At 58.2% G+C, this 13,887-nt stretch carries 13 protein-coding genes; 4 read left to right on the forward strand and 9 right to left on the reverse strand.

All coding sequences use genetic code 11. The annotated features are described in order from the left end of the window. Positions 1 to 108: 108 nt before the first annotated feature. Positions 109 to 762, forward strand: coding sequence for a class I SAM-dependent methyltransferase (locus GJU83_RS13110; RefSeq protein WP_069184140.1), 654 nt, complete (start codon positions 109 to 111; stop codon positions 760 to 762). A gap of 49 nt (positions 763 to 811) precedes the next feature. Beyond that, positions 812 to 1,819 carry a DUF2156 domain-containing protein gene (locus GJU83_RS13115; protein ID WP_069184139.1) on the forward strand — a complete coding sequence of 336 codons (1,008 nt, stop codon included), beginning with the start codon at positions 812 to 814 and terminating at the stop codon, positions 1,817 to 1,819. Here GJU83_RS13115 and murI read toward each other — a convergent pair. Together murI and nudC are read right to left on the reverse strand one after the other, a co-directional pair. Then, positions 1,797 to 2,660: a glutamate racemase gene (gene murI, locus GJU83_RS13120; protein ID WP_069184138.1), complete on the reverse strand. Its 864-nt coding sequence runs from the start codon at positions 2,658 to 2,660 to the stop codon at positions 1,797 to 1,799. The two genes, GJU83_RS13115 and murI, sit on opposite strands and share 23 nt — an antisense overlap. Continuing rightward, the gene (nudC, locus tag GJU83_RS13125) at positions 2,657 to 3,472 is read right to left on the reverse strand and encodes an NAD(+) diphosphatase (protein ID WP_069184137.1); all 816 of its coding nucleotides are present in this window, start codon (positions 3,470 to 3,472) and stop codon (positions 2,657 to 2,659) included. The genes murI and nudC overlap by 4 nt, the downstream gene beginning before the upstream one ends. A 152-nt stretch (positions 3,473 to 3,624) precedes the next feature. Between nudC and plsB the strand changes: the two genes are divergently transcribed. After that, entirely contained in the window at positions 3,625 to 6,093 is a 2,469-nt protein-coding gene (gene plsB / locus GJU83_RS13130; RefSeq protein WP_069184136.1) for a glycerol-3-phosphate 1-O-acyltransferase PlsB, read from the forward strand. Between the two features lie 6 nt (positions 6,094 to 6,099). On the opposite strand, the gene GJU83_RS13135 is transcribed toward plsB, so the two are convergent. From GJU83_RS13135 to ppc, 6 genes are all read right to left on the reverse strand, one after another. Next, positions 6,100 to 6,927 carry a class I SAM-dependent methyltransferase gene (locus GJU83_RS13135; protein WP_069184135.1) on the reverse strand — a complete coding sequence of 276 codons (828 nt, stop codon included), beginning with the start codon at positions 6,925 to 6,927 and terminating at the stop codon, positions 6,100 to 6,102. Next, positions 6,927 to 7,289, reverse strand: coding sequence for a UDP pyrophosphate phosphatase (locus GJU83_RS13140; RefSeq protein ID WP_069184134.1), 363 nt, complete (start codon positions 7,287 to 7,289; stop codon positions 6,927 to 6,929). The genes GJU83_RS13135 and GJU83_RS13140 overlap by 1 nt, the downstream gene beginning before the upstream one ends. 133 nt (positions 7,290 to 7,422) lie before the next feature. Beyond that, on the reverse strand, positions 7,423 to 8,118 hold the full coding sequence (gene tsaB, locus GJU83_RS13145) for a tRNA (adenosine(37)-N6)-threonylcarbamoyltransferase complex dimerization subunit type 1 TsaB (protein WP_069184133.1): 696 nt from the start codon (positions 8,116 to 8,118) through the stop codon (positions 7,423 to 7,425). A 34-nt stretch (positions 8,119 to 8,152) separates the two neighbouring features. Continuing rightward, positions 8,153 to 8,806: an adenylate kinase gene (gene adk, locus GJU83_RS13150; RefSeq protein ID WP_069184132.1), complete on the reverse strand. Its 654-nt coding sequence runs from the start codon at positions 8,804 to 8,806 to the stop codon at positions 8,153 to 8,155. A 201-nt stretch (positions 8,807 to 9,007) separates the two neighbouring features. Beyond that, positions 9,008 to 10,378, reverse strand: a complete 1,371-nt coding sequence (locus tag GJU83_RS13155; protein WP_069184131.1) for an HDOD domain-containing protein — start codon at positions 10,376 to 10,378, stop codon at positions 9,008 to 9,010. 76 nt (positions 10,379 to 10,454) lie between these two features. Next, complete coding sequence (gene ppc / locus GJU83_RS13160) at positions 10,455 to 13,100, reverse strand: phosphoenolpyruvate carboxylase (protein WP_083231835.1); 2,646 nt, start codon at positions 13,098 to 13,100, stop codon at positions 10,455 to 10,457. Between the two features lie 104 nt (positions 13,101 to 13,204). On the opposite strand from ppc, the gene GJU83_RS13165 reads away from it, so the two are divergent. Beyond that, entirely contained in the window at positions 13,205 to 13,438 is a 234-nt protein-coding gene (locus GJU83_RS13165; protein ID WP_069184129.1) for a hypothetical protein, read from the forward strand. Between the two features lie 31 nt (positions 13,439 to 13,469). On the opposite strand, the gene GJU83_RS13170 is transcribed toward GJU83_RS13165, so the two are convergent. Next, entirely contained in the window at positions 13,470 to 13,814 is a 345-nt protein-coding gene (locus GJU83_RS13170) for a hypothetical protein (RefSeq protein WP_008176163.1), read from the reverse strand. Positions 13,815 to 13,887 lie beyond the last annotated feature (73 nt).

Consider the following 13,887-nt stretch of genomic DNA (forward strand, 5'->3'; position numbering starts at 1 on the left):
CTAAGCTCGAATCCATAGGCGCTGATCACCGGAATGTCCGACATTCTCGGACCAATAACGATAAAAACGGTGACGGCATCCAAGGAACAAGAACAGGCAGCAGTCATCATGCGCGACAAGTACAGGTACATTGGTCCCGTCTACGATTTCCTGAGCAACCTCTACAGCGGTAAAAACATTCACCGCTGCAAGACAGCGATGCTGGACGTTGAAACCGTGCAGCCAGGGGACAAAATATTGTTCGCCGGGGTCGGCCACGGCCGGGATGCCATTCGGGCCGCCGAACTGGGCGCCGATGTAACCGTGGTGGACCTTTCCGAAACCATGCTGAGAAAGTTTGCCGAGGCTCAGAAAAAGGAAGCCCCGCACCTTACTATCCGTCGCATCCACAGCGACATAATGAAGGTGGATGAGTTCGAACAGTACGACATGGTGGTGGCCAACTTTTTCCTCAACGTATTCGACGAAGACATGATGGTCCGGGTCCTGGAGCATCTGATACGTCTGGGCAAAGCAGACGCCCGGGTGGTTGTTGGCGACTTTTCCTACCCCATGGGCAACCTGCTTTCCCGAATGTTCAAAAAGCTCTACTGGTACATGGCAGTCTTCATTTTCTGGCTGTTCGCCAACAACGCCTTCCACAAAATCTATAACTATCCCGAGCACATGCAGCGCCTGGGCCTTCAGGTCACCGACAAGAAGCACTTCAAGCTTCTGAACATGAACTGCTACTGGTCCATTCTCGGACGCAAACAGGCCTGATTACCTTCGCTAGAGAGTCACCCAACAAAAACAAACAGGGAGCAGCAGCATGTCGGATCAGATCCTCGCACTGGACAGGGTTGGCACACTGGAAAGCGGCTCATTCACGTTTACCGAGCGGGTCGGATTCCTGAAGAAGTATGGAACCCACTCCCAGTCGTTCTCGACGCTGCAGCCGGGCATGCAGTATTTCGATGTACCGGGCATGGGCTACATCGCCTACATGCGCAAATGGGGTGCGACCTTCGTGCTCTCTGATCCGGTCTGTGCCCCGGAAGACTTTGGCAGTCTGCTGGAGAGCTTTCACCAGAAATTTCCCAATGCCAGCTACATACAGGTATCCAAGCCTGTGGTCGATTTTCTCCATCTGCGCTTCGGCCTTTACGGCACACAGTTCGGCAGCGAGTCCCGCATTGATTTGAGCAAGTGGTCTCTGAGCGGAAAGAAGAAACAGATTCTCAGGACCGCACTGAACCAGGCTGAGAAAAACGGCATCACCGTCAAGGAAAGGTTCAGCGACGACCACACCCGTGAGATCTCCGAAGCCTGGATTCGAACCCGGAAATGCAAAAGCAATGAAATCCGTTTTCTGATCCGTCCCATGGAAATGGACTATCGGGAAAACGAACGGCATTTCTACGCCTATCAGGACGGCAAAGCCGTCGGGTTCATCTATTTCGACCCGATCTATCGGAATAACGAGATCATCAGCTATGTGCCCAATATCTCCCGGGCTAATGCCGATTTCCGCCAGGGCATTTTCTATACCCTTATGGCTCATGCGATGGAAGTGTTCAGGGCCGAGGGCGTGCCCTATCTGGATCTGGGTCTGATTCCCCTGTCACTGGATTCGGCGACGGAACATCAGGAGAGCCGGCTGCTGAAGCGCCTTCTCCACGGGGTCTATGAGAAGGGTAATTTCCTTTACAACTTCAAGGGCCTGGAGTTCACCAAGTCGCGTTTCCGGGGCGAGAATTTCAAAACCTACTGTTGTCACAAACGATCGATCCCGGCGCTGGAATTCTTCGCTATGTTCAAGCTGACCCGGTTGCTGTAGCTCCCGGCGCTCCGCCGGGCCAGTCTTCATTGAGCTCTTTGGGCGCCAGTCCAAGCCCCGTCATGAAGGCTGTGATTCCGTCAGGCGCCAACCCTGAAAACAAAGCTGCGATCACGGGACGCTCCCCTTCCCTGCACATCTGGTCTTCAGCCAACGCAAGTTGCCCCGCCTGATCCAGCAGCCAGGCCACTCGCCGTGCAATAGCCTCTCCCGAGTCCACCCAGAAACGCACCGATGGCAAACTCTGCTTCAGGCTCTCCAGCAACAGTGGATAATGAGTGCAGCCTAGAACCACCGTGTCCACATCCGCTTCCCGGAAAGGCTTCATTGCCTCTTTTAGCCCCTCAAGAGGGACCTCGATACCAGAAACCAGGTCTTCCGCCCAGCGCACCAACCCCGGATGGCCAATACGTTCTACCCGGCAATCGCCGGCAAATTCCTCGACCAGCCTGTCGAGGTATGGTCTGCGAACTGTTGCCGGTGTTGCCAACAACCCCAGCCGCCGGTTAATCGTCTTCGCCGCCGCCGGCTTGATGGCGGGCACTACACCCACAACCGGCACCTTTGTCATGGCCCTCAAATGGGGTAAAACCACCGTGCTGGCCGTGTTACAGGCCACCACAATAACGTCCGACGGGTAAAGCGCCAGGGCTGTATTGATCAGCGTGCAACAGCGATCAATCACGACCGTTTCGGATTTGTCGCCGTAGGGGAAACCTGCGTTATCCGCCAGGTAGACGAGCTCCAGCCCGGGCAAATGCCGGTGAATACAGGCTGCGACGCTCAGCCCGCCCACGCCGGAGTCGAACACCAGTACCCTTGGAGGCGCCTGCTCGTTCAAACCGGAATGCCTCCCCGGGAAATCTCATTTTCCATGGCCCGGATCAGGCGACCGGAAATCGTGGTCTCCGGCGGCACCGGTGGCGTATCACCCGGCAGGAACCAGTCAGCATCGGCGAGTTCGTCTTCCTGGAGTACCAGTTCACCTCCCGCGTAATCGGCAAAGAAGCCGACCATCAGCTGATGGGGGAATGGCCAGGGTTGCGAGGCGTGATAGCGGATGTTGGTGACATCCAACCCGGTCTCCTCTTTCACTTCACGGTGCACAGCGCCCTCAAGGCTTTCCCCCGGTTCGACAAATCCGGCAATCAGGCTGTAGAAGTGCCGCTTGATCCTTGAGGACTTTGCGAGCAGAAACCGATCCTCCCTGCGTATGACCACGATCACGCAAGGCGCCAATCTCGGATACCAGGGAATGCCGCAGGGGTCGCACCATTTGGCCCGTTCCCGGGGATGAAAACCGGTTTCCTGTCCACAGCGGCCGCAATACCGATGGTCTCGCCACCACTGCCAGACCTGGAAGCCGGTACTGAGCATATCCGCAGGCGCGTCGCTCAGCATCAGCAAAGCATCCCGAAGCGGAATCACCTCCTGGTCACCAAGGCCAGACGCCGGTAATTCGGTAACAAACAGGTCCCGGCCGTCGTAGCTGCCCAGTGACACTGACTCGGGCAACCCGCCCTCGAAAAGATCGCTGTCGCCGGAATGCAGCCAGCCGTTTTCAGCCTTGACCACTCCAGACCCCGACAAGGCGAGGATCAGATCGCTTTTTTCTGGCCGCCGGGTCGTCCAGCCGGGTATCCACTGAGTCATTGCGACCACCATTCGATGAATCAACTGGGTGATAAAAAGATGAGTCCGAAATGTACCACATTGCTGCACCGGCCAAGAATGAAAGCTCGACTTTCCGCCCTGAACTCAACCAAGTAAACTTGGCACCTGTTTATTCAACGGAGTTGCACTTTATGCGTCTTTACCAGGGCATTCGCAGCCTGATCCTGACCCTTTTCCGCAAGATACTGTTCATCTGGGTCCGGACCGATGTCAGCGGCAACAGCGTTGACGCCCTCGCCCTGGATCCCGACAAACCGGTCTGCTACGTGCTGCAATACAGCTCCCTTTCCAGCCGTCTGGTTCTCGAGCAGGAAGTCATCCGGGCGGGACTGCCGGGCGCCTCCGAAGCACTCCCAGTGAAAAATGGCCCATCCCACTCCTTCTTTTTTCTCTATCGCCGGATTGGTGGTTTTTTCCGAGGTCGCCAGGCGCCGGCACCTACGAACGAATTCCAGGCACTGGTGCGCTATGGTCTGGAACACCCGGACCAGGATGTCCAGATTGTGCCTGTCTCCCTGTTCTGGGGCCGCTCCCCTGACAAGGAGAAATCCCTGGTCAAACTACTGCTGTCTGATACCTGGTCCATTGCCGGCCGGCTTCAGAAGTTCCTGATCATCATGGTTCACGGCCGCAATACCTACGTGCAATTCAACCAGCCGCTTTCGCTAAAGCAGGTTATCGATGAATACCGACACAGCGAGGAGCGCGCCAACCGCAAGCTGGCACGGATTCTGAGAACCCACTTCCGCCGCGTTCGCCAGGCCGTTCTGGGCCCAGATCTCTCCCATCGCCGTACTCTGGTGGCAGGGTTGGTGCGCACTCAGGCAGTCAAGGAGGCCATCAGGGAGACCGCAGCCAAAGACGACATCCCGCCGGAAAAAGTACGTGCCAAGGCTTACAAATACGCGGACGAAATCGCCGCCAGCATGTCCATCGTCACCATCCGCTTCCTTGAGGTGGTGCTGTCATGGCTGTGGAACCGGATCTACAACGGTATTGCCATCAACAATATCCGGGTGGTGAAAGAAGTCGCCCAGGACAACGCGGTGGTATACGTGCCTTGCCACCGGTCACACATCGACTACCTGCTGCTGTCCTACGTGCTTTACAAGAATGGCCTGATGCCGCCGCACATCGCAGCAGGTATCAATCTCAACATGCCCATTGTCGGACCGATCCTGCGCCGCGGCGGGGCCTTCTTCATGCGCCGCAGCTTCAAGGACAATCCCCTGTACGCTACCGTTTTCAATGAATATATGCATGTGATGTTCTCCCGGGGCTATTCCGTGGAGTATTTTGTCGAGGGTGGTCGCAGCCGCACGGGTCGGATGCTTCAACCCCGGCCAGGCATGCTGGCAATGACCGTTCGCAGCTTCCTGCGCGACCATCGCAAACCCATTGTGTTCGTGCCCGTTTACATTGGCTATGAAAAGGTTATGGAAGGGCGCTCCTACCTAGGCGAACTTCGCGGCAAGAAAAAAGAGAAAGAGAGCGTCTTCGGCCTGGCCAAGACCGTCCGCAAACTCAGCAACTCCTTTGGTCGCGTCGCGGTAAACTTCGGCGAGGCCATCCATCTGTCCGAGGTTCTCGACGACGTAAGCAGCAGCTGGCGAGACGAGGCCTACGACGCCGAGTATCGTCCCAAGTGGCTCAACAGCGCGGTTTCAGAACTGTCGTTCCGGGTGGCGTCCAGCATTAACGCCTCTGTTGCCGTCAACCCGATCGGCATGACCGCAACGGTGCTGCTGGGTACCGAACGACTGGCGATGGATGAGGGCCAGTTGATCCGCCTGATGGATCAATACGCAGCCCTGCTCAAGGCCTTCCCCTACGCGGAAACGGTGACCCTGCCCGAGGGCTCGGGCAAAGACTGGGTCGCATACTGCGAGGGTATGGGTCTGATCAGCCGGCAGCCGCAAAAGCTCGGCGATATCATTGCCCTGGAGGGCAGCAACGCGATCCTGATGACCTACTACAGGAACAACATCCAGCACCTGTTCGCACTGCCCTCACTGATTGCCAGCCTGTTTGAAAACAAGGATTCACTGGGGCGCGACAAGATCGTCTTCCTTGCCAGCGTGGCCTACCCCTACCTGCAATCCGAGCTTTTCCTGAAGTACCAGCCGGATGAAGCCAGAAACGTGATCAATCAGTGGATTGATGTTCTTATTGAACAGGGCCTGCTGAAGCCCCTGGACGATGACCGGATCGGACGGCCGGAGGAAGGCACCGAAGCCATGCTCAGGCTCAGGGTGCTGTCCCGCTTTATCATCCAGACGGTCGAGCGCTACCACATTGCCCTGGGCATTCTGCGCAAGTACGGTTCGGGCAAGATCAGCGCCGCCGAACTGGAAGAGCAGAGCGCCCTGCTCGCCGAACGCATGTCCATCCTGTTCGGTCTCAATGCACCGGAATTCTTTGACAAGAGCCTGTTCCGGAACTTCATTGCCAATATGCAGAACAATGGTGTGATCACCACCGACGATAATGGCTTGCTGTGCTACGGGGAAGGGCTGGATGAGGTGGCTGATGATGCCCGCCTGGTGCTGAGCGTCGAGAAGCGACAGGCAATCCAGCAGGTTACCATGATGGGCGCCTGACGGCGCTCACCGGGCCGGCAGCGCCCGAATCGAATACACATCGTAGCGGCTACTTTTGCCTTCCACGCGGGTGGTCGGCTCCGGTCCTTCAATCGCCGACGCCTTACGGGGCCGCTTCACCACCACCCGGTAACGAGCATGCTCGAGCGCGCTCGCCAGCAATTGTCCGGAATCTTCGTCGTCACCCACGATGGTGCGAAACACCTGCATTTCTTTTTTTACCAGGGCCGACTTGTCTCGATGGGGAAACATCGGATCCAGATAGACAACGTCCGCGGCTTCGATTTCACTTTGTGCCAGCCACTCAATACTGCTGCCTTCCAGCAGCCGCATGCGCTCGACAATGGCGGCGCAATCCACGTTCATAGCTGCCCGCGCCAAACCGTCAGCCAACAGCGCATGAATAACCGGATTGCGTTCGAACAATGTGACCCTGCAGCCAAGGCTGGCGAGAACAAAGGCATCCTGGCCCAGTCCCGCCGTTGCATCAACCACATCCAGGGTGGCTCGGGTTTTCTGCAGACCAACCGCCTTGGCCACCAGTTGGCCCGCGCCACCACCATGCTCACGCCGGTACCCCATTTTTCCGGTAACGAACTCTGCACGAACTGGCCCTGGCGCACCTTTGCCGGTGACCTGCAGGCCAAGGCCCAGCTCGTCAAGAAATAGTAAAACCGGGAAGTCCGTGACATCTCTTGGGCGAACAACACCCAGGTTAGCCAGCTCAAGCGATTGGGCCAGACTTTCGGCCTGGACTCGGTCGCCAAGTGCACTGTGGGCAACAGCGATGGTGCTGCAAAGGGCAGAGGGTTCGGGCGAGGAGGACTCAGGCATCAGACCAGAATATCAATCCCGGCCAGACTACCATCGCCGCCAGCTTCCTGACCGGCAGCGGCTACAGAGGCAAATGTGGAGAGAGCCCTGGCGGCTGGCAGCGAGACCTCGTCGGCACGGAAACGCTCCAGACGGGCGTCTTCGGCGGCACGACGGGCCTCAACACGGCGCTCGAGGCTTTCGGTCGCATTGCGTTCGCTGACAATGCCCTGGCGACCATCGGCGAGGTCACGGCGAGCCGCATCGGGTGTTTTCTCCGGCGTTGATGCAGGCGCCCGGGCCGTATCACTGCGCTCCCGGACAGGGCTGTTGTTGCCGGTCTGGAAATTGAAATTGTTACCCGGATTAATACCGCCAATCATGTTCAGATACCGCTGGCCGGATGACAGGAAAACGTGAACCGAAAGTATGAAAGATTATCTTGAGGAAGAAAAGGTGGATGATCACTTTTTACCCAGTCTGGCGTTCCGGGATTCGCGAAGACAGCTGGTGAGACTATCGGCCAGGCAGTTTTTTCCAGGCCACTTCATCCCTGATGTACACCGGTTGAGCCTGCTCCGCTGACACCGTCTTCCCCTGCTCGTATGCATTCGCCGCAAGACGCGCTACCCAGGCAGCACGAAGTACCAGAGTCTCATCTACGTTATCAACACTCTCAGATACCTCCACCGGCATTGCGGAGCGATACTGCCAGCCCGGACCAGCTCCGCACCAGCCTTCGGTGGCGGCGGGCAGGCTAACTGCCTCCGGCGGACAGACCTGTTCCGGAGCCAGAGCCACCGGCAGTCCTGAACGGGCAGCAAAACACCCCCAATAAAGCTCTCCCATACGCGCGTCGAATGCCACCGCAATGCCGCCGTTCTCGGGAATATCCATGCTATCAATGGCGCCCAATGCAACCGCCTCCAGTGACGACACGGGCACCACCGGGATATCCAGCCCCCAGGCAAGCCCCTGCACGACACCGGTTGCGATTCTCACGCCAGTGAAAGATCCGGGGCCGCGGGCGAACGCCAGGGCATCCAGCTCGGCCGGGGCCAGATTTTTCTCTGCCAGCAGTTCCCGCACCATTGGCATCAGCAGCCGGGTGTGGCCTCTGGGGGCAAGCTCGAAGCGTTCGGAGATATCGCCATCAACAAGAAGGGCTGCCGAGCAGCCCTCTGATGACGTATCCAATGCCAACAGTTTCACCGGTGTGAAAACCTCAGGTCAGGATGCCAATAATTTACTTGAGTTCTGAAAGGATCTGGTCGCGAATGCTGTCAAGGCTGCCAACGCCTTCCACGCGAACATATTTCGGCGCGGCTGCAGGGTCTTTCGAAGCCCAGTCCTGGTAGTAGCCGACCAGCGGTGCGGTCTGGTCGTGATAGATCTTCAGACGCTTGCGAACCGTCTCTTCCTTGTCGTCCTCGCGCTGAACCAGAGGTTCACCGGTTTCATCATCCTTGCCCTCAACTTTGGGCGGATCGTATTTCACGTGGTAGATGCGACCGCTGCCTTCATGTACCCGGCGACCGGACAGACGACTGACGATTTCCTCGTCATCGACGGCAATTTCAACCACATAATCGATGGCAATCCCCTGCTCTTTCAAAGCCTCGGCCTGGGGAATCGTGCGGGGAAAACCATCCAGCAGGAAACCGTTCTTGCAGTCCGGCTGCTGGATGCGCTCCTCGATCAGCGCAATGATGATGTCGTCCGACACCAGCCCGCCCGTTGCCATGACTTCCTTGACCTGCTTGCCCAGCTCGGACTCCGCCTTTACCGCCGCGCGCAGCATGTCACCGGTAGAGATCTGGGGAATATCAAACCGTTCCGTAATGAACTGGGCCTGAGTCCCCTTGCCTGCGCCCGGTGCGCCTAACATGATGATTCGCATAACGCTGTGCTCCCGTTTTAGTCATTATCATTTGAAAAGCTGTGGCAAAAACCTCTGCCTTTGCGACAGCCTCTCCTGCACGGAACAGGTGTCAGCCGGAAACGGCGAAGGCGCATTATACGAAGTCAGCCACGTCAGAGAAAGTCGACCTCCGTATCATGCACCGGAAGTGCGCATTTCCCAGCGAATACAGACAGGGTGTCAGGATGACAGGGAGTTGGCCAGTGCGTCCAGATCGGGAGCAACACGCTCCAGTTCGGAGTTCAGTTCTTCCACAACGTCCGGCTGCAGCCCCAGGCCTTCCAGCAGAGAGGGCACATCATCGGGGTTAAACTCATCGCCAATACCGCGATCCTTCAGAAGGGCATTCGCCAACTGAACCATGAGGACGTAGTTCTCATGCTCACCATGGTAACCCGACTGCTGATGAACACCGGCCGCCTTGACCACCGGATCCGGCAGTTGCCACAAACGGTGGAGTATTCCGCCAATGGCACCATGGCCAACCGACAGGATTTCCTGCCCATTGCCCTGTCCGAAGACCTGTTGTTCGAGAGAGTGCATGCTGGCTTCGGGATTGGCCTCGCGAAGCTCATTGAGTTCATCAAATTCTGCCGGGAAAAGATGCCCCACCAGCAACAGGCCGAAGTTGTGCAGCAGACCGCACAGATAACCCAGTCCTTTCTCGGCGCCGCATCGCGGAGCAATGATCTGGCACAGGAACGCGCAATACAGCGAGTGGCGCCAGAAATTGTCCATACCCAGCATTCCCTGGCGGGGCACTTCAAAGGCGCGAACGGAGGCAATGCCCAAGGCGATATGTGCCACGCGATCAAAGCCCAGGACACGGGTAACCGCTTCCTGGACCGAGTTGATCTGGCCGGGATAATTGAACAGTGCAGACCGGGCATAGCGCATGATCTGGGCGGTCAGGCTCGGGTCAAACTCGATCAGCTCGGCAAGCTCCCGGGCGGTGGCATCGGTATTGGCGGTCAACCGCAGAATGCGCAGGGCGAGAGCCGGCATTGGTGGCAACCGGTAGAGTTTCTGAAGCTTGTCGGCCACTTCCTCGAGCGTCAGGGCCTCGCGGTTGCCATTGCCCGGCCCCCGGATAACCAGGTGGCCTTCCCTGGCGCCTGCCAGCGCCAACCGGAGTGAGCGACCATCCATCTGTATCAGCGAATGATCGGTACCACTGGAGAACACGACCTGATCCGCGAGTATCACATCCTCATCCACGATCACGGGCAATTCATAGGCCTGCCCGATGGGCGGCGTGAAGCCGGGGTCGCAATCCCCGAACAGCCGCATGGTCTGCCGTGCGGTAAGTGGCTGGAGGCGCCGGCCGGTCAACTGGTGAACGGCATCCGGATCTAGGGAACTGTCGAACTTGTGCACTGCCATCACGACACCGGTAATATCGATCAGGAGAGTGGCTTGAATGAAGGCATCCTGCGACAGTCCCGAGGCCATAACTGCCGCATCGAGGCTGGTCACCTGATCAATCGGCAACTCCCGATAGCTGATGCCCTTGCGGGCGAGAAAACGTTCCAATCGTGCAGCCAGAGCCACAGCTTACTCCCTTCGTTCGTTGTCAGCGGCCAGGCTACCCGGCCTTTGCCAGCACTATTTTCGACACCTGTATTGATCAGCCGGTGTTGCGCATACCTGCAGCGATACCCGCCATGGTGACTTTGAGGGCGCGCTCCACCAGTTCGGGAACCTCGCCCTTGCCCTCACTTTCCCGATCCCTCCGCAGCAGTTCGGCCTGCAGGTAGTGCAATGGATCGGTGTAGGGGTTGCGGACTCGCATAGAGTGCGCGAACACGGGCTCCGCCTCAAGCAGATCCGTTTGCTCCTTGAGTTCCAGAAGCCGCTCGATGCACCCCTGGAGCCGGGTTCGAAGGCTTTCACCCAGGGCTTTCAGTTGGTCATCATCAAGCAGGGTCTGTTCATAATAACTCGCGATCCGCAGATCCGCCTTGGCCAGCACCATTTCCAGCATGTCGACGTAGGTGCGGAAAAACGGCCAGCCCTGCATCATCTCCCTCAGTACCGGCAACCGGTTATCGCGGGCCGCTTCCTCAAGCGCCACGTCGCTGCCAAGCCAGCTGGGCAGCATCAGCCGCATCTGGGTCCAGGCGAAGATCCAGGGTATTGCCCGCAGGCTTTCCACGCCGCCGGTGGCCTTGCGCCGCGCCGGTCGGCTGCCCAGCGCCAGCTTGCCCAGGGCCTGCTCGGGTGTGACCTGACGAAAATAAGGCACGAAATCCGGATTCTCCCGAACCACATCGCGGTAGGCTTTCAGGGAGCGTTCGGTGAGCCAGTCCATGGTCTCACGCCAGCTGACCTCCGGTTTGGGTGGCGGAGCCAGTGTGGCTTCAATGACGGCGGTGGTGTAGAGCGTCAGACTTTGAACAGCCAGCCGGGGCAAACCGAACTTGAAACGAATCATCTCCCCCTGCTCGGTGATCCGGAAACTGCCGTTAACCGAGCCCGGCGGCTGGGACAGAATTGCCCGGTTGGCAGGCCCACCGCCTCGGCCAACGGTGCCGCCCCGACCGTGGAACAGGGTCAGATGGACCCCATACTGGCGGGCGACCTGGGTAAGTTTCTCCTGGGCCTGATACTGGGCCCACGCCGCCATCAGCTGACCCGCATCCTTGGAGGAATCCGAGTAGCCGATCATCACTTCCTGACGGCCCTGGCAATACTCCCGGTACCATTCAACCTCGTACAGAGCCGACATGCTGTCCGGCGCGCCACGCAGGTCGTCCAGGGTTTCAAACAGAGGGACGACCCGCATCGGAAACTTCATCCCCGATTCCCGCAGCAGCAGAATCACGCTCAACACGTCAGAGGGCTTGCTGGCCATGCTAATCACGTAGGAACCGAGAGCTTCCGGGGTTTGTTGCGCCACTACCTCGCAGGTCGCCAGCACCTCGGCAACGGATTCAGAGGGCTCCCAATTGCGGGGGACCAGCGGACGTCGGCCCTGTAGCTCCTGCACGAGGAACGCCTGACGCTCCTGTTCGGACCAGGACAGGTAATCCCCCAGGCCGAGGTAGTCGACCATCTCGGCGACGGCCTCGGCGTGACGGCTCGCTTCCTGGCGGATGTCCAGACGGATCAACGGCAGGCCGAAGGTATGTGCCCGCCGGATGGTATCCAGCAGAGGGCCGTTGGCAATATCTTCCAGCCCACACTCAACCAGGGATCGATAGCAGAGCTCCAGGGGGCCGGTGAAATCCTCATTCTCAAACAGGATCCCGCTCGCATCCGCGGTTTCGCCATTGACGCTCGCCTCGGCCCAGTCCCGGGTTTTGATCAGCCGTTCGCGAAGTTCGGCGAGCACATGGCGGTAGGGTTCCCGGGAATCACCGACAACTGCCTTGAGCTCGTCGCTTGCCTGCCACATGGACAGTTCCGCCCGCAGCGCCTGAATATCACGAAGGTAGAGATCCGCTGCCATCCAGCGGCCAAGCAGGAAGACCCGGCGGGTGACCTTATGGATAACGTTCGGATTACCATCGCGATCACCGCCCATCCAGGATGCAATCCGGATGGGGGATGCCTGCAGGGGCAGGCCCTTCCCGGTGGCGTCCTGCAAGGAAGTATCCAGGCTTCTCAGAAATTGGGGCAGTGCCTGCCACAGACTGTTTTCTATAACCGCAAAGCCCCACTTGGCCTCATCCACTGCGGTTGGTCGCTCATGGCGAATTTCGTCGGTGTGCCACGCTTCCGTAACCAACTGGGACAGGCGGGTAACGATCTCCTCCCGCTCGGCCGGCATCAGGTCGTCATGGTCCAGCCGTGCCAGGCAGTCCGACATTTCGTCGTATTTCATGATCAGGGTGCGCCGGGCCACTTCAGTAGGGTGGGCCGTAAGGACGAACTCGATGCGCAGGTCCGCGACCCTCTGATGAAGTTCTTCCGGCGTCACATCGCCCTGCTTCAACCGCTCAAACACTTCACCGAGAGATTCCACCATCAGGTCTGACTGATGGCCCCGCTTGCGACGGATGCCGTGGTATTGCTCGGCCAGGTTGGCCAGGTTCAGAAACTGGTTGAACGCCCGGGTAACCGGAAGCAGTTCATCATCGCTCAACTTGCCCAGCAGGTTTACAAGCCGCTGACCGGATCCGCTTTCCTGGCGGCGATCTGCCTTGGCCGCCGCACGGATTTCCTCGATCAGTTCATAGCAATCCTGTCCTGGATACCGCCGTATGCTCTGGCCAAGCAGTTCGCCCAGCATTCGTACGTTTTCTCGGAGTTCGGGATGAAGCTCAGTCACATTGACGTCCTTTTGAATTGACGGAGGCGAAGTAAACTTACGATACTAAGGAACAGTCGAGAAAGTCTATTGGCGATTCAAGCCTGTAGCTGCAAGGAGTCATCATGAAGGTCACTGATTTGCCCAAACACTGGGAGAAGCAAAAAGAGCCCGTGGAGCGCACGCACGATTACAATCTGCGCCTGCCGCTGGAAGATGCCGCACGCGTAGCCGCACTGGCGGAGCTTTACCCGGATCGCAGCGAGAGCGACATTCTGAACGATATGATTGGCGCAGCGCTGGACGATCTAGTTCGCCAGAGCCCGCTGAAGGACAGGCTGGAAGGGAAAGACAAGTAAGAAACGAGGGGCAGCGTTAGCTGCCCTTTCGTCAGGCCACTGACTCGAGCTGGCGAGCCTTGAGGCGCTGGATGTGCTTCTGGCTCAGACTGACGAATTTTGGGGTGAGACCCTGGTCCTCATAGATCTCGAAGCCGTCCTCGTCATACGCCACCACCTTGGTGCCCTGGACATACGGAAAGCTGGTCTCCATTTCATCCAGTGCTGCAGAAATCAGATCCCGCATCAGATCCTGAGGTGACTTCATCGGATAAAGCGCTGCGAGCTTTTCGAGGCGCTTGTGATGCTGGTCAGACAACGCCATGAAATAGGCGTCTCGGGTAAGCCGACCACGTGCATGCTTGTCCCAGTAATTGACCAGATCTTTGATTTTCATGGTGCCTTCACTCCTGCATCTTATTGATGGCGCACGGCGCACGAAAACTGTGCGTCCGTTTCCGGAAGTGTAG

Source organism: Marinobacter salsuginis (assembly GCF_009617755.1).
Lineage (GTDB): Bacteria > Pseudomonadota > Gammaproteobacteria > Pseudomonadales > Oleiphilaceae > Marinobacter > Marinobacter salsuginis.